Genomic DNA, 17,337 nt, shown 5'->3' on the forward strand with positions numbered 1-17,337 from the left:
CCTACTGAATTCGACACAAATATCTAGGTTGATTATAGCAGTATCCCCCGGATTATTCAATGGCATAGAAAAGCAGGACGTGTCAGCCTGCCTGCATGATTTCCGAAGCCACGACGATCAAACCGTTGAACGTGACCGCCACTCCTTCCCCGATCCCTGCAGCGAGACGGGTAATCCAGGGGACGTCTTCTTCTTGAAAAGATGGGCGGCAGTCTTTTTCATCCGTGGGGATTTGTTCTGTTGTTTGGGAGGAGGTCTGCCCGCTTTCTGTTTCCACTTTTTCCTCCTCCACACGGTCCTGATGGACAGGCGCGGCCTCATCAAACTTTTCATTGTTCTTCTCAACGCCATACAAAGCTCCAGCAATAAAGACGCCGAACAGGATGATCAGACCGGCCAGTCCCTTCATGATCGTCCCTCCTTATGGTTCTGTCGTTACTTTTTGTTCATCAAAGTAGTAATCGCTGAATACTTCAGCCATGATATCCGCAGAACGGTACAATTCATCCAGATTATTATAAACCCCGCCGAACTCGATAAGAATGGCATTCGGGTTGATATCCTGATTGTAGACGCCATCGACGCCTGACCCTTTTTTCGTAATAACTCCCCGGCTGATGCCTGGATATGTTTCCTCCAGCTTGTTATGAAGGGCAGTGGCAAAGGCCAGGTTTTTCTCATAACCTGGATGCTCTGCTCCAATGACAAAAGCGAAACGAGCGTAATCCTTTCCATCGATCGTTGTCGTTGTGTGCTCCCTTGCAAGACTGTCCCTGTGAAGATCGAAGAAGTAGGTCAACGAACCGTTGGAGCTTACCGCCTCTTCCACAACCGGACGGACGGCATCGTAGGACTGGTAGTACTCCATACCATTTTCGCTCCGGAGGGCGGCTACATCTGTTTTATCCACCACCGCTCCAACCCCTCTTCTTTCCAGACTCTGTCCTAAGCGGTCTCCCACAAGGGTGATGTTCACTTTCCCATCGTACACGGTCGTTTCGTCTGGGAGATGAGGATAAAAGGATTCGGTATTGTGCGTATGGTAAATATAGACAGAGTCTTCGCCCGCCGGTTCAGCTTCCTGATCTGTACCAGGATCCTCCTGCTCCTCTATATCCCCTTCTTCTCCACGATCCTCTACTTCAAGCGGTGGCTCTGATTCAATCGGCAGTGTAGAAAAGTCCGTCCCCTGCCCGGCAATAATAATCTGACTGTTGTAGGAGGACAGCCCGGGAATCTCTCTGCCGAGCAGGCTTCGTGGATCATTGGGAGTCAGACTTGTCAGCAATTGAAAAGAGAGGGAGGTGAGACCCGGGATCCGGTTCCCCTCTGGATGCGCGTCCTTAAACACACGGTTTTCCATTTCAAACAGGTAGATGAAGGATCCCCCTTTTAACTTCGCCGTCCACTCCTGTATCGTATCGGAATACAGCCGGTAGGTCGTTTTCGCACCAGTAAGCACACCGATACCAATGAATAATAGAATCAGGATCGTGACACTCAGAACCACCCACCGGGTCCCGCGCTTCACTACGTTTTTGTCCGCCTTTTTCCACTTGTCCGGGTAACGGGACATAAAAAATCCTCCTCTCATACACATCTAGTAAATGGTATGAGAAAGAGGATTTTCATAGAACCGGTCTCTATCATTTTTTCTATTTCAGTATGACTCCAGCCGGCCGTCTTCTACTCCGGAGTGAAGCGCGCCGTTGATCCCGGCAGCAATGACACAGGCCATATCCTTGATAAAACTGTCGACTTCCTTCGGGGTCACCATCAAATTGTGACCAAGAGGGGTCAGGACTTCCTTGATCAACTGCTTTTTCTCGTGCGCCGCAAGCTGACCGAACATGCCCATCACCGCCTGGCTTTGTTCGTCATCAGGGTGGTCTTCTTCTGTCAGTGTTTTTCTTTCAAATGGATTGAGGGCAGGGGACAATGCGTTGGAGGGACGGTCTTTCTCCCTCCATTCACGGCCGAAGTGCTTGAGAACATAGTCAATCGTATCGCTCGTAATGGTAACGGCATCCACAACTGTTGGTACACCTATAGATATGACAGGAATGCCGTACGTTTCCCGGCTGATTTCCTTTCGTTTGTTTCCGACACCGGATCCTGGGTGAATACCTGTATCCGACAATTGAATGGTAGCATTAATCCGGTTGATGGATCTGGAGGCCAATGCGTCAATAACGAGGACAAAATCTGGCTTGATCTCCTCGATGATTCCATGGACCATATCACTCGTTTCTATCCCTGTGACCCCCATCACTCCCGGTGTCACTGCAGAAACCGGGCGCCACCCCTCCGCAACCGTTTCCGGGTGCAGTTCAAACAGATGACTGGTCACGTAGACATCTTCGGTAACAAGCGGTCCAAGAGCATCCGGGGTTACATTATGATTTCCGAGCCCGACAATCAAGCCTCTGTCCATATCTTTAATGCCGCAAGCTTCCATTAATTTTCTCAATTGAACCGACATCGTTTCTGCCAGGTTTTCCTGAAGTTCCTTATCCTGTTTGCGGATGGCCAGGGATTCCAACGTCACATAGTGTCCTGGTTTTTTACCAATTCTTTCTGCCCCCGCTTCATCTACGGTCACATACGTAATGGTAATATCATTTTTCTTATTTTCATGAACTTCCACCCCGTCGCTGTCTGAGGATGACGGATCATCCTTAACATTCATTTCCTGCGCTTCAAGCGCCAGATCCGTGCGGATGGAGTAGTGTAATTGTTCTTCCATATCGTCAGCCTCCTTACTCAAATGTTCTCCCAAGCAGAAGAAAACTATGCAGATGATAAGATAAGGAATGAGATAAGTATTGAAAACACCTCGCTGCTCTGGTAAAATGTCTCTTGTTCGATATGAATGAGTCTTTTGTTTTTACCTAGGAGGTGAAACCATGCCTAACATTAAATCAGCGAAAAAACGTGTACGTGTAAACGATGATGCCCGCGCTCTTAACGCAGCATTCAAATCTGACATGCGTACGGCGGTTAAACGTGTAGAAAAGCTTGTTGAAGCTAAAGATGTAGAAAACGCGAAAGAAGTGCTTCCTACAGCTGTTAAGAAAATTGACAAAGCTGTTCAGCGCGGCGCCCTGCCTCAAAACACAGGAAACCGTAAAAAATCCCGCCTAACTAAATTAGTTAACGCACTATAATTAAATCGTAATTTATGACCAACAGACGATCCTTCTTATGAATGGGTCGTTTTTACATGAAGGAAGCCCTCCGGCCTGCTGCCGGAGGGCTTCTTTGTTTTATATCGTCGCTTTCGTATCAGCCGCCTGCTGTTTAATGTGGATCAACCGGTACAGGAGCATTTCAAAAGCGAGCGCTTTTTCCATTTTCCCCTGCTTCAGATTATAATCCGTCTCTGCAAGTTCATTCATGATTTGGTTCAGTTCCTGGTTTGTGAAAAAACGCTCTCTTTTCAGCGCCATTTTTATGACGTAGGGATGAGCTTTAATATACGTCTTCATCTGGTTCTGGGCATAACCCTTCTGTTTAAGCACTTTCGCTTGATTGATGATGCGGAACTGGGAGGAAAGGAGGGCCGTCAGCGCAATCGGCTCTTCATTGACTTTCTCAAGATCCTTATAAATCCGGATCGCTTTTCCAAGATCCCTTTCCATCACAGCATCGACGAGTTTAAGCCCGGATGCCTCCGCACTGTGTGAAAGGAGCTGCTCCGCCACTTCTTTCGTAACTACGCCGCCTTCCCCTACATAAAGGGCAAGCTTTTCCATTTCATTTCGCAAAGCCATCAGGTTCGCGCCAATTTCCTGTGTGAACAATTCATAAATATCCTCCGGCACGGTAATATGTAAATCCCGCGCGAGACTTGAAATCCACTTATCCATATTCCATTCTTTCACAGGCTCACAGTGAATGATCTCGCCATGTTTTTTCAATTCCTTGAAAAGCTTTTTCCGTTCGTCCAGTTTTTCATAGGGAGCGATGAGGATCAGTGTCGTGTATTCTGCTGGATTTTGTATATACTTCAGCAGCGTATCCACATCATGCTCAAAGGAAAGCTTGTCCGGTTTTGCTTTTAAGAAGACAGGACTGGCGGCGATCACCACTTTCCCGTCCCCTAGAAACGGAAAGGTTTCCGCATCCGTAACAACATCCTCGACAGGGATTTCCTCCAGGTCGTACTGGGATACATTAAATTCGCGATCTTCTTTCTTTAACGCCTGCTTAATGATTTTATCTTTATTCTCTTGTATCAGATACGGCTCTACTCCATATAGTAAGTACACCTGTGATTGATTCAGCTTGGCCATACAGTGGTTGTCCTTTCTTATAAAAAAAGAATACGGCACCCTCCTGAGAGGGAGCTCAGTGTCACTATTTTATTGTCCTTTTCAAGATCTGTCAAAAAGTGACCTGAGCATGCCGTATGAACCATCTATATAAACGCCATTTCAAAAGCCCCGGGTGCTTTTGAAGAGGACGATGTTGTTCGTCTCTTGCGTTTAGTTTGACCGCCTCGGGAAGAATTATCTGTGACAAGTCTTGCTAGCTGTGGCAAACGTATGAATCCAGGATAATTTTAGAAATCCTTTTCACACCATGTAGATTTTTGGCTGTAAATGGACTATACTTAGTAATTGATATAGGAGGGGTAATATGAACGAGTTCAAGAATGATATTCAATCCAAAACGAATGATGTTATTGATTCCGGATTGGGATTTGTCTTCTCATTTGTCTTCTTCTTCATTATTTTCGCAATCGGGGTTGTATTTTCTGTGGTCGGTCAATAATGGTGCAATTCCGGAAGGCTGCTTTATGAAGCAGTCTTTTTTTATTTTCTGCTTGCATTATACGGAAGGAAAGTAGAAAACGTTCCATCATCTCCATAAAAATTATAGCTGACAGCCCCGGATTGGTCTGTCCGGAGGATGACCGCCTCCTGATCCATCAGCCTTTCCAGAACTTCTTCATGCGGGTGACCGTAACGATTATCAACGCCTGCAGATACCCATACCACCTCAGCACCCACCCGCTCCAGCCATTGCTCACTTGAAGATGTGTTACTGCCATGGTGAGCTGCCTTCAAGACATCTGCGCGAACAGACACAGCCCCTTGAAGCAGCTCTTTCTCTACAGGGGCCGAGATGTCTCCGGTGAACATCCACTTCTTCCCACCAAGATCAAAATCCACCACAAGGGAATTGTCATTGGCATCTCCCCTGTCTTCTGCCGGATGCCGTACGCGCATTTCAAGGCCGCCGCCCTTCAACAAGTCTCCTGCCTCCACCCTTTTCTGCTCCACCCCTTTATACTGGACAGGATTATAAGGTGATGTCACCAGACGATTCACATTATGATGTTGCAGCAGATAAGGAACACTTCCATCATGATCACTATCCTCATGAGTAATGAGAAGGGTATCAACTGTATGGATGCCTCTGGATTTCAAAAAAGGGACAATAATGGTTTCCGCCGTCGCCGCCTTATCCTCCATATAAACAGGAGGCCCCGCAGCATCAATCATCCATACCCCTTTCCTGTAAGGCAGTTCAATGATAAAGCTGTCCCCCTGACCAACATCGAGCATTGTCACAGTCCCTTTCGGTGACAAGTAAGGAAGGGAAGTGTAAACCATAAGCACACCCACACACGCAGCGCCGAAGAAAAGAGCCTTCCCACGTTTTTCTCTACACCAATGGAACATCATCCTGACAAACAAGACCATAAACACGAGGATAGCTGAAGCCGCGAGTTCACCAATGACCCAGGGTAAGTCCAGCAAACCTCCCACTTTCATAACTGCTGAAAGGACACGCTGGTGAAAATCAGAAAATATCGAGGAAAACCCATAAGTGACAGGACCGGGAAAAATGAGCGCAGCAAGAAACAAAAGAAAGGACACCGGAATGACAAAGAAGGAAAAATAAGGGACCACCGCCACATTTACGAATAGGGACAGCGGTTGAAATTCATAAAAATAGTGGATTTGAAGAGGGAGGATGGCCAGCAGACAAATAAGGCTGATGATCACCGTCTGCTGCCAAAGACCAGATGCTTTCTTCAACACAGGCGCAGAAAGGATGAGGCTGAAGGTGACAAGGAAGGAGAATTGAAAACCGATCTGATGCAGGTAATCAGGATTCCAAACGAGCAGGAAACCAGCTGTCCAGGCAATAACATCCGACAAAGGGATCCGGCGGTTACTCATCGAAAATACAAGCACGATAAGGGCCATAACACAAGCACGGATGACTGATGGCGCGGCGCCGGCGAGGATTGTATAGGATGGGAGAAAGAGAAACAGAAAGATGCGGGCCTGTCTTTTTGTTGCCAGGCCGGACCGGTAAAGAGAGACATAGACTCCTCCGGACAGCAGTCCGGCGTGCAGTCCTGAAATAGCAAGGATATGAGAAAGGTTATACGCTTGAAACCAATTCACGATATCCTCGGGGAGAGCATCTTTCTCTCCAAAGACCAGCGCTTTGACCCAGCTGTACGATTCAGGATCCAAATGACGCTGAACCTTTTTCAGAAGATGTGTCCGCCATTCATACAGATAACTTAACCGTGACCTTCCCTCGCACGCTGTGTCTGAATGGTCCTGCACCACCATCTCCGCAAAGACACCCTGCGCGTACATATACTCCGCATAATCAAATGCACCCGGGTTCCGGGCAGAAGCAAACGGGCCCGTCACACCGGAAGCCGTGCAGACAGATCCGTGGTGGAACACAGGTACCCGCTCATCAGGATCACTTTTTAAAATACGCACCTGCCTTTTGATGCCGTCTGCATTTTCCATAAGGAACTGCACAGCGTAGGAGGTTTCCTTCACTTCTGAATCAATGACACCGGTCCATGTTTCACTGTTTTCCATTTGTGTTTGGGGAGTCTGAGGGGCAAGGTAGAAAAAACCAGCAGCGAGGAGAATACAAAGGAGAAAAAATTGAGGGGGATGGTTACGGTAACCATAGAGAACAACGGTTATCAATACCGCAAAAACATAAACGGCATCCCCTTCCAGGGAGGCCAGAACCCCGCCCGATGCAAAAGCAAGGACGGGAAGGTGCCACCGGCCGGTACAGGCGTTCATTTTTCGGGAAGGGAGAAGTAATGGCCGGCTAATTCCCTTAACTGCTCTACTTCAGGATCCCGGGACTCTTCCAGTTTCTCAATAAGGCGGCCGACAAGATCCCGCTGCTCCGTCTGCATAGGAGGAATTTCCAGGGGTACCTTTTTCATACGGACACCGGCCTGTTGGAAAAGCTCGACAGCATATGGATCATTTTTATAATCCTCTCCATAATAAACGGCTTTAATTCCCGCCTGTATTAATGCCTTCGTACAGTGGACGCAGGGAAAGTGAGTAACATAGACCTCCGCTCCGTCTGCAGCTACGCCAAACTTCGAACACTGAAGCAGAGCATTCATTTCAGCATGAATCGTCCGGACACAGTGGCCGCCTACGACATAGCATCCTTCATCAATACAATGCACTCCCCCGCTCACGCTGCCGTTATAACCGCCGGCTATCATACGTTTATCCCGGACAATGACAGCTCCTACGGCAAGCCTCTGACAGGTGCTTCTGGATTTCAACAGGTAACTCTGTGCCATAAAATATTGGTTCCACGTGATTCGTTCCATCTATGTATCCCCCTATTTTTTCATTAAGTTTACTTGCTGTATGTCCTGCCGTCAACGTTATGGAACAGCGATATATTCCTTAAGCTGGTCTAATGTTTTCTCTCCGATTCCGGGTACATCGAGCAGTTCCTCGACAGATCCAAACGGACCATGCTCTTCCCTGTATTTGATGATGCTTTCGGCTTTTGACGGCCCGATACCGTTCAATGTCTGGATTTCCTCCATAGAAGCCTGATTCACCCTTATTCTGCCCGTATCCATACTTGATGACTGGGATGTGTCTTCCCCCTCTGCAGCCGCCTCTGTCACGAGAACAACCATTTCATCCTGCAGGACCTGGGCGAGGTTGACGCTGTGAGGGTCTGCTTCCTTCGTCATTCCCCCTGCCTTCGCAATGACATCATCCACCCTTGCACCACCCTTCATGGAGTACACGCCCGGACGTAAGACTTCTCCTTTTACGTCGACCACAATTTCCTCACTGGAAACCTCTCCTTCAGCCATGACCTCTACCTGCTCTTCTTCAGTTACAACTGTGTTTTCAACATCTGCAGCCGGCTGCGCCTGCCTGTAAACGAGTACAAACAGGAGAACAGCCATTCCTATCCATCCGTATCGTTTGATCATGAATTGTCCGCCCTTCTTTCATAAAACTTTACTCTTGGAATACTATTGTATAGGTAACCATTAAGGGAGGGATTCCAATGAGATGGGGAATCATCGGAACCGGAAATATGGGAAGCATGCTTACAACATCGCTGATCAAAAGCGGAGCCGTGCGCAGCGATCAATTAACGATTTACAATAGAACAAAAACAAAGGCGGAAGCGTTAAAAGAAGAATTGGGTTTAATTACTGTGGCGGATACGATTCTGGAAACGCAGCAGAACAGCGATATCCTTTTCATTTGTGTGAAACCACATCATTATAAAGAGATCCTGGACCAGCTGAAAGGAAAGTGGAAAAAAGATCAATGCCTTGTTTCCATCACCTCCCCAATCGCTGTGGACCAGCTGGAGAAAGCTGTGCCCTGTGAAGTCGCCCGTGTTGTGCCGTCCATAACGAACCACGCTCTTGCCGGTGTCAGCTTAATGACTTTCGGAGAAAAAACGAGTGAAGCCTATCGAACGGCCCTTCACAAGGCCTTCTCTCATGTATCGACTCCGGTGGAAATTGAAGAAGAATATATCCGGGCAGCCTCTGACATCGTATCCTGCGGCCCGGCATTTATCAGTTTTCTTCTGAGTGAATGGATCAAAGCCGCTGGAGAGGTCGCCGGCATGCCAAAGGAAAAAGCTGCTGTCTTAACAGAAAATATGATGACAGGACTTGGAGAACTGCTTTCAAGGCGGATTATGACATTGGAAGAACTCATGGAGAAAGTGACTGTCAAAGGAGGGGTGACCGGCGAGGGCCTTCAGGCTCTGGAGGATCATATCGGCCCTTTATTCCAGAAGATGTTCGAAGCAACACAGAGGAAACATCAGGAGGATAAGAAACACATTCACTTGTAATTTTATTATTCGACATTACTTGACGAATTCCTGCTGGATAAGATAAAAAAAGAGTCCGATTTTCCAATCGGACTCTTCCCTATTTTGTACAAGCAATCAACCAGCGGTCTCCTTCGCCACCGGGTTCTGTACTAAAGTCTGCATAGACTCCCTGGAAGCTGAAGCCCGCGTCCTCCAGCCACGCTTTAAGATCATCAAGCTCAAACCCCTGTTGGTAATGAACCTCATCAAATCGGTGATAACTGGACCCTTCCTGGATAAAGAAGGTCAAGTCGTGAACGATGCTGTTGTCCTTTTCACCGGGATCACAAAACCATACATAGGACAAATCATCATACACCTCTGCGAAGGTGGAACCACTCAGGTCACTCTGAATATGATCTATAGAGTGAACGTCAAATAAAAACAGCCCGCCCTTTTCAAGAGAAGCATAAATACTGTTGAACGCCGCTTTTACCTGCCCCGGTTCCTGCAGGTAGTTAAAAACGTCACAATAACTGATGACCGCATCAAAAGCCTTTGGAAGTTCAAGCTCGGTCATATCCTGTTTCAACCATTGGATGGAGGAACGGGGATTTTTCTGCTGGGCGACAGCAAGCATCTCCTCCGACAAGTCCACACCTGTCATTTGAAATCCTTCCTGATCCAGTCTATGGGTGATCTCACCTGTACCACAGCCGACATCAAGAATTCTGCTCCCAGTCACATTGTGGTGCTTCATCTGATTCCTGGTGAATGTCACCCAGCTGCTGTATGGAGCGTCTTCCATCAGACGGTCGTACACCCGCGCCATGTCCCTGTAACTCATATTAGTTTTCCAAGCCCTCAACGAACACCGTGTCGGCGTCTCCCCAAAGTCTTTCCAGGTTGTAATAATGACGTTCATCTTTATGGAAGATGTGACACACGACACCGTTCAGGTCAATCAACACCCAGCGGGCCTGCTCAAAACCTTCCATACGTTTCACTTCCATACCATTCTCTTCAGCCTGAGCCTTTACTTCTCTGGCAATAGCCTGTACCTGTCTTTCATTGGATCCTTCACATATCACGAAGTAATCCGCGATTAAAGATACATCCGCCATATCCAATACGACGATATCCTGAGCTCTTTTTTCATCACAGGCCTGTGCGGCCAGTGTTACCAATTCTCTGCTTTCCATGAGTTTCCTCCCTTATTCATCCTATATCTCTTTGGGTTTCTTTCTGTTTATAATAAATCATTATATGCATGAAACGTGTCCGGATAAACAGTCCTTCCCTTGCCGACCAAAAATACAATGGTGTTTTTTAATGCAAGGAGACAGGCTTGATCCAAATCCGTTTCCGCCGTTTTACGGACTTCATCAACTCCGGGGAAGTTCCGCCCGGGTTCAATGTAATCCGCTAAAAAAACAACTTTATCCAAAAGACTCATATGTTTCTTTCCTGTCGTATGACAGGATACTGCACTGGACACCTCAGGATCTGTCAAATGAATTTCCTGTTCCAGCATCAGGGCTCCAACAGGGCCGTGCCAAAGCTCATGATGATAATCAAGAAGATCTTTAGGCAGACGTCTGTCGCTTTCAATCCAGCGCCTCATCAGGTCCCTGTCCTTGTACTTGGCATAATCATGGAGTGCACCGGCAAGGGCTGCCTTTTTTACATCAGCGCCAAAACGCTCAGCGAGTATGACCGCCTCATCAGCGACTCTGACAGTGTGGTCAAAACGCTCTTGTTTAAGAAAAGGTTTGACGTACTCCAACGCTTGTTCACGAGTCATTTCCATAGAGGTGATGCTCCTTTATATAAGAATTCACCGCTTCCGGTACGAGGTAACGGACACCTTTTCCATCTTTAAGCTTTTCCCTGATCATGGTGGAGGAAACATCAACACCGGGGATCTCTACGTAATGAACACCGGCTTCCGGATTCCACTCATACCCCGGCCGCTTCACTCCGACAAAATCCACAATGGTTTTCAGTTCATTTATTTTATACCATTGCGGCAGATTTTGTACCATATCTCCACCTATGATAAAGAAAAAATGGTGATCCGGGTATTCGTTATTCAAAAGTGTCAGCGTGTCATAGGTATAAGACGTTCCCTTTCGAACAAGTTCGATATCACACAACCGAAAATCCGGATGACCGGTAATCGCCCGTTCGACCATCTCCAGACGAAGCTCAGCGTCTGTCTGTGATTCTTTTTTATGAGGGGGGATATAGGACGGCATAAACCAGACTTCATCCAGCCCCATATCCTCCCGGCAGTATTCAGCCATTAACAAATGTCCATAATGGGGTGGATCAAACGTTCCGCCGAGGATGCCGATTTTTTTCATAAGGGCATCCTGCTTTACGGCAGCTCAATCTGCTTATTTTCTTTAGACTCTTTATACAGGATGATCGTGCTTCCGATCACTTGTACGATGTGGGCATCTGTAGCATCTACAATTTCTTCTGCTACAGCCGCGGGTTCTTCCAGGCAGTTCTGCAGAATGCTGACTTTAATCAGTTCACGCTTTTCAAGCGCCTCATTGATCTGTGTCGTCATATTTTCATTGACCCCTGCTTTACCAACCTGGAAGATCGGCTGCACCTGGTGGGAAGCCGCACGCAAATGCTTTTTCTGTTTACTTGTTAACATGTTATTCCCCTTTCAACTTTCGTTCGAACTTTTCAAGGAGCGGATGCGCTTCAGGATGAAGGTCCGTCCAGATTTGGAAGGCATAAACCGCCTGCTGCAGCAACATTTCATGGCCAAAATGCAGACGGGCCCCTTTTTGTTCCGCCTCTTTTAAGAAGTTCGTCATCACCGGCCGGTAGACAATATCACTGACTACCGTACCTTCCTTGATATTTTGGAGCGGCATAATGGATGTGTCATCATTCGGGCTCATGCCAACCGTGGTGGTTTGGATAATTAAATCATAACCTCCGGCTGCTTGTTCAGCTTCCTCAATCGTAACCGCTCTGGCAGCATGGTCACCACCGGTTTCAGCAATCATGGCCTCTGCTCTGCTGACCGTCCGGTTCGCTACATCAACCTTAACCTCTGCCTGGTCTATCAGCGCGGCAAAGATACCTCTGGCCGCTCCTCCGCTTCCAAGAAGCAGAACGTTGATCTTCTGATGAAAAAGATCTGGAAAACGTGCCTGAAGCGAATGCAGAAACCCTGTTCCATCTGTATTATAGCCGATCCAGCCATCAGATGTCCGCTTGACTGTGTTCACGGCCCCCAGCTGTTCGGCACTCGCGTCGATTCCATCAAGATATGGAATGATCTTTTCCTTATAGGGAACCGTCACGTTGAAACCATCCAGCTGCTGTTTTTTGATCTGATCGATCTGCTCATCGAAATTTTCCGGTGTGATTTCGAACAGTTGATATTCTCCTTCAACCCCCGTCTGTTCCATCAATTGTTCATGAATCCATGGAGACAGCGAGTGGCCGACCGGAAATCCTGCCAAGCCGAATGTATACAAAAAATCTCCCCCTAAATGAGTGATGCGCGAAGGGATACTTTCACACCTTCCGGAACGTGAGCCGTAACTGTGACATCTCCTTCTGGAACAGTGATCCATCCCAGCCCCGAAAATACGATATCTGTCTTAGGCTCCGTAATTTTCAATGTCTGGGCTCTCAAAGGAGGCAGTTTCTCTTTTGTATCCTGATCCGGTGGTGTTAGAAGCTCCCCTAAATGATTCTTATACAAGTTATCAGCTTTCTCCATTTTCGTCCGGTGAATGTGGAGTTCATTGGAGAAATAACCGATAAAGGACGAACGCTCCCCTTTTTCAAAATCAAGCCTTGCCAGTCCGCCGATAAACAGAGTCTGCTGTTCATTCAGCTGATAGACCTTCGGCTTTACTTCTTTGCGGGGTGTAATCAGTTTCAAGTCTTTATCCGACACATAGTGGGCCATCTGATGACGATGAATCACTCCAGGTGTATCGAACATAGAACTCTGCTCATCCAGCGGGATATCGATGAATCCGAGGGTCGTTCCCGGGAAGTAAGAAGTCGTAATCGCATCTTTCACTCCTGATGTGTTGGAAATAAGGGTGTTGATGAACGTTGATTTTCCTACGTTCGTCGTCCCTACTACATAAACATCTTTTCCATTACGGTAATCCTCCACGGCTCTTGATAATTCTTCGACACCCTGGTTTTTTTCAGCGGAAATCAAGAACACATCCTCGACCTCCAAGCCATTTTCCCTGGCGGAGCGCTTCAGCCAGTGCTTCACCTTGTTATGGTTCACCGATTTTGGCAGCACGTCCATTTTATTCCCTACTAGAAGAACGGGATTATTCCCGGTCAGTCGTTTCAACCCTGGAATAAAACTTCCATTGAAATCAAAAATATCAATCAGCTGGATGACGAGGCTTTTCGTCCCATTGATCTGATTGAGCATCTCGAGGAAATCATCATCCTGATACGGTACATCCTGCACCTCATTATAGTGTTTCAAGCGGAAGCACCGTTTGCAAATGATGTCTTCCCGATTTAAAGCGGAAGCGGGGGCGTAACCCGGTTGTTCAGGGTTTGTTGTTTGTATTTCCGCTCCGCAGCCCTGGCATTGAATCTCTGCCATTATCCATCTCTCCTCTGCCACGTAATTTTCCCTTTTCTTCTCATCCAATCTAAAATCCGCCGCTCAATCTTCCGGTTAAAACGGGTAACGAATCCGTCTGTTTCGACGATCGGTACGACGAGAATGGTATGGTAACCCGCAGAGTTGCCTCCAAGAACATCCGTGAGAAGCTGGTCACCAATAACAGCCACCTCGTTCTTATTTAATTTCATCTGCTTGCGTGCTTTTTTGAACGCTTTGGACAGGGGCTTCCGGGCGCTGTGAATAAACGTGGCATCCAAAGGCTCCGAAAACAATTTCACACGCGCTTCATTATTATTTGAAGCGATGGTCACCTGAATTCCATGACTGTTCATCTTTTTAAACCATGCCTTGATTTCTTCGGTAGCATCAGGAACATCCCAGGCTACCAGCGTATTATCCAGATCTGTGATAACACCTTTGATTCCTTTGTCCTTGAGTTCCTGTGGATCTATATCAAATACACTTGGAACGTGTTCATCAGGCAGAAAATTATTTAACATCAACTCACTCCATCTCTTATACAACGGCAAAATCTCCTTCACCATCATATACAAAATTTCGTTATGTTTCAAAAGGTCTTCCATTAAGAACAAAATTCGTTCGACATTTACCGACAAATCCGGGCTGTGGATAAGTTTATACACACTTTCCACACAGTTACTTCTTTGTTATCACTAAACCTAGATGGTTTTTCCAATTAGTTATCTACATTTTCTTGTAGATAACTTCTATATTGTGGCAAATTTCGGGTCATGGTAAGGTAAACATACATTCAAAGATGGACGTTGAGAGATTAAGAAAACGGGAGGTGACTGTCACATGAGTGACAGCGGTATGAAGCAATTATCGGATTCCCTGCTTATACAATCTTACCACAAAGCCATTGAACTCAATCTTTCCAAAGAATTTGTCGAACAGATCAGTAATGAAATCAAAAAGAGAGCCATCCAGAACCAATTGAAAAAAACGATTCCCCGGGTCGGGTAGAAAAAATAAAAGGGCGTCATCGTAAACATTCGTTTCTCTCAAGAGAATGAATGTTTTTTTGTGTTTTTTTATTTTTATTTTTGATGTGTCTCTTCTTATTTATAAGGAAAGACTAAAATAAGTCTACAACATGCTGCTGCTGGTATGCTACAGTTGAACAATGACCGTTTTTTTGATTACAATTGAATGGATACAAGGCTGTCATCATCCCTATTCGAACTAAATAGATGAAACATAGCCAAAGGAGGAATTATCCGCATGCTGGTGGCCGTATTACTGCCTTTTATTCTTGCTGTTTTCATTCCATTCTTAAGCAGATGGAAAGAAAAGCTGCACCCGGGCTTTTTTGTAACACTTGTGCCTGTGGTCATTTTTATTTACTTTGTCCGTCATATCGGATCAGGTTTTGAGCCTGTCGTCCAGGAGTACTCATGGATTCCCTCGCTTGGGATCAACATGGTTTTCCACCTGGATGGACTGAGTCTGCTGTTTGTTCTTCTTATCAGTGGAATCGGTGCCTTAGTGGCTTTCTACTCGATTTACTATCTACATAAATCTGAGCAGCTGGGCCATTTCTACGTGTATTTTCTTATTTTCATGGGATCGATGCTCGGTGTCGTTCTCTCCGACAACGTATTTGCCCTGTACAGCTTTTGGGAATTTACGTCGTTATCTTCTTTCCTGTTAATCGGTTTTTGGAATTATAAACAGGAATCTCGTTATGGTGCACTTAAATCCATGTTGATTACCGTATTCGGAGGCTTGAGCCTGCTCGGTGCGTTGATTTTCATGAGTGAGTTAACGAATACAACAAGTATCCGCGCGATGTTTGACCAGCAGCAGCTGGTTTTAAACAGTGAATACTTCCCGCTGATTTTAAGTCTGCTTCTCTTAGGGGCTTTCACGAAATCCGCACAGTTTCCTTTCCACATCTGGCTTCCTGATGCCATGGAAGCACCGACGCCTGTCAGTGCATATCTTCACTCAGCAACCATGGTTAAAGCTGGAATCTATTTAGTAGCCAGATACTCTCCGATGTTATCTTCCAGTGAATGGTTCTTCATTATTGTGTCCACAGCTGGGATTGTTACATTATGCTGGGGATCTTATATGGCTGTCCGACAGACAGACTTGAAAGGAATTCTCGCCTTTTCCACCATCAGTCAATTGGGAATGATTATGGCGATGCTCGGGTTCGGAACGAAAGCCGCCGTGTTTGGCGCAGTATTCCATATTCTGAACCACGCTACCTTTAAAGGGAGCCTCTTCATGGTTGCCGGAATCATTGACCATGAAACAGGGACTAGGGATATCCGCCGTCTTGGCGGCTTGATGACTTATCTGCCGATCACAGCGACGCTGGCTGTTTTTGCATCATTCTCCATGGCCGGTGTACCGCTCCCGTTCTTAAACGGGTTCTATAGTAAAGAAATGTTCTTTGAATCTTCCCTTCACCTGGAAGCATCAGCTGCTGGTTTCTCTGGTTTTATGATGAGTGTCATTCCTTACCTGGCTGTTCTGGGAAGCATATTCACATTCGTCTATTCCATGTATTTCTTCTTCGGGACCTTCCGAGGACGGGCGAAGATTGATCAACTTCCGAAAAAACCACACGAGGCTCCAATCGGAATGCTTGTATCTCCGATGATTCTGGTCGCTGGTGTGATCATTATCGGTCTATTCCCATTCCTTGTGAACGGATCGTTCATCGCCCATGCGGCGGAGGCCGTTAAAGGCACAGCCCTTGAAGAAAAACATATTACATTCTGGCACGGCATTATCCCGCCGTTTGTCATGTCCTTAACCGTTGTGGTCTTCGGTGCAATCCTGGCCATATCAAGGAAAGGATGGACGCCGGTGTACAACTTCCTGCCTGGACGTCTAAGTCTGAACAAGCTTTATGATGGACTTGTCGATCGGACAGAGAGGTATTCCGGAGTCATTACCAAAGGCTATATGAACGGATCGCTCGGCCGCTATGTCCGCTTGATTCTTGCAGCCATCTTAATCGTCAGCTTTGCCTTTATGGCTCTGACCGGCGGATTTACCGTGGATACGTCCAACTTATCCAGAATTACCGCACCTGAAATTGCTGTGGCTGTCACAATGGTCTTGGCCGCCATCGGTACAGCCCTGACCAACAACCGGATAGCGGCCATTTTGATTCTAGGTGTCGTTGGATACGGACTTTCCATGCTGTTCGTCCTTTACAGGGCTCCTGACCTGGCCTTGACTCAGCTCATCGTGGAAACCGTAACGGTAGCTCTATTCCTGCTTGTGTTCTATCACCTGCCTAAGCTGAAGAAGAAGGACCAGCCAATGAGCACCCAGGTTCTTAACGTGATTATCTCTGTCGGCTTCGGGGCACTCATGACAATGGTTGCCATCTCTGCCCACAGCAGTAAATGGTTTGATTCCATCTCCGAATACTTTGTTAAGAACTCCTATAAGCTTGGAGGCGGAGATAACATTGTCAACGTCATTCTTGTTGACTTCCGTGGTCTGGATACGTTATTTGAAATCGTCGTTCTCGGAATCGCTGCTATGGCCATTTACGGGTTAATCCGATTAAAGAAACCGAAGGAGGATGAATAAAA

Annotated in this window: 20 protein-coding genes; 5 read left to right on the forward strand and 15 right to left on the reverse strand. The window is 46.7% G+C overall.

What is annotated here, in order from left to right:
• Positions 1 to 82 precede the first annotated feature (82 nt).
• The 3 genes from QMA39_RS06790 to gpr all read right to left on the reverse strand — a co-directional run bounded on the left by QMA39_RS06790 (position 83) and on the right by gpr (position 2,746).
• The gene (locus tag QMA39_RS06790; protein ID WP_281658261.1) at positions 83 to 409 is read right to left on the reverse strand and encodes a hypothetical protein; all 327 of its coding nucleotides are present in this window, start codon (positions 407 to 409) and stop codon (positions 83 to 85) included.
• Positions 410 to 421: 12 nt separating this feature from the next.
• Positions 422 to 1,576 (reverse strand): stage II sporulation protein P, encoded by a 1,155-nt coding sequence (locus QMA39_RS06795; RefSeq protein ID WP_281658262.1) that lies wholly within the window; start codon positions 1,574 to 1,576, stop codon positions 422 to 424.
• 84 nt (positions 1,577 to 1,660) lie between these two features.
• Positions 1,661 to 2,746 carry a GPR endopeptidase gene (gene gpr, locus QMA39_RS06800; protein WP_027955340.1) on the reverse strand — a complete coding sequence of 362 codons (1,086 nt, stop codon included), beginning with the start codon at positions 2,744 to 2,746 and terminating at the stop codon, positions 1,661 to 1,663.
• A gap of 160 nt (positions 2,747 to 2,906) precedes the next feature.
• Here gpr and rpsT point away from each other — a divergent pair, with 160 nt between their 5' ends.
• Positions 2,907 to 3,167 (forward strand): 30S ribosomal protein S20, encoded by a 261-nt coding sequence (gene rpsT / locus QMA39_RS06805; RefSeq protein WP_027955339.1) that lies wholly within the window; start codon positions 2,907 to 2,909, stop codon positions 3,165 to 3,167.
• 99 nt (positions 3,168 to 3,266) lie between these two features.
• On the opposite strand, the gene holA is transcribed toward rpsT, so the two are convergent.
• Positions 3,267 to 4,295: a DNA polymerase III subunit delta gene (gene holA / locus QMA39_RS06810; protein ID WP_206935260.1), complete on the reverse strand. Its 1,029-nt coding sequence runs from the start codon at positions 4,293 to 4,295 to the stop codon at positions 3,267 to 3,269.
• 346 nt (positions 4,296 to 4,641) lie between these two features.
• Between holA and QMA39_RS06815 the strand changes: the two genes are divergently transcribed.
• On the forward strand, positions 4,642 to 4,776 hold the full coding sequence (locus tag QMA39_RS06815) for a YqzM family protein (RefSeq protein WP_027955338.1): 135 nt from the start codon (positions 4,642 to 4,644) through the stop codon (positions 4,774 to 4,776).
• 41 nt (positions 4,777 to 4,817) lie between these two features.
• Here the strand turns inward: QMA39_RS06815 and QMA39_RS06820 are convergent, their stop codons facing one another.
• Genes QMA39_RS06820 through QMA39_RS06830 form a run of 3 tightly spaced genes read right to left on the reverse strand, consistent with a single transcriptional unit; the run spans position 4,818 to position 8,260 of the window.
• Positions 4,818 to 7,079 (reverse strand): DNA internalization-related competence protein ComEC/Rec2, encoded by a 2,262-nt coding sequence (locus QMA39_RS06820; protein ID WP_281658263.1) that lies wholly within the window; start codon positions 7,077 to 7,079, stop codon positions 4,818 to 4,820.
• Positions 7,076 to 7,633 carry a ComE operon protein 2 gene (locus tag QMA39_RS06825; protein ID WP_027955336.1) on the reverse strand — a complete coding sequence of 186 codons (558 nt, stop codon included), beginning with the start codon at positions 7,631 to 7,633 and terminating at the stop codon, positions 7,076 to 7,078. Before QMA39_RS06825 ends, QMA39_RS06820 begins: the two co-directional genes overlap by 4 nt.
• Positions 7,634 to 7,690: 57 nt before the next feature.
• Positions 7,691 to 8,260, reverse strand: a complete 570-nt coding sequence (locus QMA39_RS06830; protein WP_027955335.1) for a helix-hairpin-helix domain-containing protein — start codon at positions 8,258 to 8,260, stop codon at positions 7,691 to 7,693.
• Between the two features lie 77 nt (positions 8,261 to 8,337).
• Between QMA39_RS06830 and comER the strand changes: the two genes are divergently transcribed.
• On the forward strand, positions 8,338 to 9,147 hold the full coding sequence (comER, locus tag QMA39_RS06835; protein WP_281658264.1) for a late competence protein ComER: 810 nt from the start codon (positions 8,338 to 8,340) through the stop codon (positions 9,145 to 9,147).
• 79 nt (positions 9,148 to 9,226) lie between these two features.
• Here comER and QMA39_RS06840 read toward each other — a convergent pair whose 3' ends face one another.
• Genes QMA39_RS06840 through QMA39_RS06875 form a run of 8 tightly spaced genes read right to left on the reverse strand, consistent with a single transcriptional unit; the run spans position 9,227 to position 14,337 of the window.
• A complete protein-coding gene (locus QMA39_RS06840) occupies positions 9,227 to 9,955 on the reverse strand; it encodes a class I SAM-dependent methyltransferase (protein WP_281658265.1) in 729 nt (242 codons plus the stop codon).
• A gap of 1 nt (position 9,956) precedes the next feature.
• Positions 9,957 to 10,310: a ribosome silencing factor gene (rsfS, locus tag QMA39_RS06845; RefSeq protein ID WP_027955332.1), complete on the reverse strand. Its 354-nt coding sequence runs from the start codon at positions 10,308 to 10,310 to the stop codon at positions 9,957 to 9,959.
• Positions 10,311 to 10,357: 47 nt separating this feature from the next.
• The gene (gene yqeK, locus QMA39_RS06850; protein ID WP_242520473.1) at positions 10,358 to 10,918 is read right to left on the reverse strand and encodes a bis(5'-nucleosyl)-tetraphosphatase (symmetrical) YqeK; all 561 of its coding nucleotides are present in this window, start codon (positions 10,916 to 10,918) and stop codon (positions 10,358 to 10,360) included.
• Positions 10,902 to 11,474 carry a nicotinate-nucleotide adenylyltransferase gene (locus tag QMA39_RS06855; protein WP_206935268.1) on the reverse strand — a complete coding sequence of 191 codons (573 nt, stop codon included), beginning with the start codon at positions 11,472 to 11,474 and terminating at the stop codon, positions 10,902 to 10,904. The genes yqeK and QMA39_RS06855 overlap by 17 nt, the downstream gene beginning before the upstream one ends.
• Positions 11,475 to 11,488: 14 nt before the next feature.
• A complete protein-coding gene (gene yhbY, locus QMA39_RS06860) occupies positions 11,489 to 11,779 on the reverse strand; it encodes a ribosome assembly RNA-binding protein YhbY (protein ID WP_027955329.1) in 291 nt (96 codons plus the stop codon).
• Between the two features lies 1 nt (position 11,780).
• Positions 11,781 to 12,617: a shikimate dehydrogenase gene (gene aroE, locus QMA39_RS06865; RefSeq protein WP_281658266.1), complete on the reverse strand. Its 837-nt coding sequence runs from the start codon at positions 12,615 to 12,617 to the stop codon at positions 11,781 to 11,783.
• A gap of 11 nt (positions 12,618 to 12,628) precedes the next feature.
• The gene (gene yqeH / locus QMA39_RS06870; RefSeq protein ID WP_281658267.1) at positions 12,629 to 13,729 is read right to left on the reverse strand and encodes a ribosome biogenesis GTPase YqeH; all 1,101 of its coding nucleotides are present in this window, start codon (positions 13,727 to 13,729) and stop codon (positions 12,629 to 12,631) included.
• Positions 13,729 to 14,337, reverse strand: coding sequence for a YqeG family HAD IIIA-type phosphatase (locus tag QMA39_RS06875; RefSeq protein WP_280513304.1), 609 nt, complete (start codon positions 14,335 to 14,337; stop codon positions 13,729 to 13,731). Before QMA39_RS06875 ends, yqeH begins: the two co-directional genes overlap by 1 nt.
• Before the next feature lie 250 nt (positions 14,338 to 14,587).
• Here QMA39_RS06875 and QMA39_RS06880 point away from each other — a divergent pair, with 250 nt between their 5' ends.
• Together QMA39_RS06880 and QMA39_RS06885 are read left to right on the forward strand one after the other, a co-directional pair.
• Complete coding sequence (locus QMA39_RS06880; protein ID WP_084163136.1) at positions 14,588 to 14,740, forward strand: sporulation histidine kinase inhibitor Sda; 153 nt, start codon at positions 14,588 to 14,590, stop codon at positions 14,738 to 14,740.
• A 258-nt stretch (positions 14,741 to 14,998) separates the two neighbouring features.
• Complete coding sequence (locus QMA39_RS06885; RefSeq protein WP_281658268.1) at positions 14,999 to 17,335, forward strand: Na+/H+ antiporter subunit A; 2,337 nt, start codon at positions 14,999 to 15,001, stop codon at positions 17,333 to 17,335.
• Positions 17,336 to 17,337 lie beyond the last annotated feature (2 nt).

The sequence above is a fragment of the Halobacillus sp. Cin3 genome, from assembly GCF_947311855.1.
In the GTDB taxonomy this organism is placed as follows: domain Bacteria; phylum Bacillota; class Bacilli; order Bacillales; family Halobacillaceae; genus Halobacillus; species Halobacillus kuroshimensis.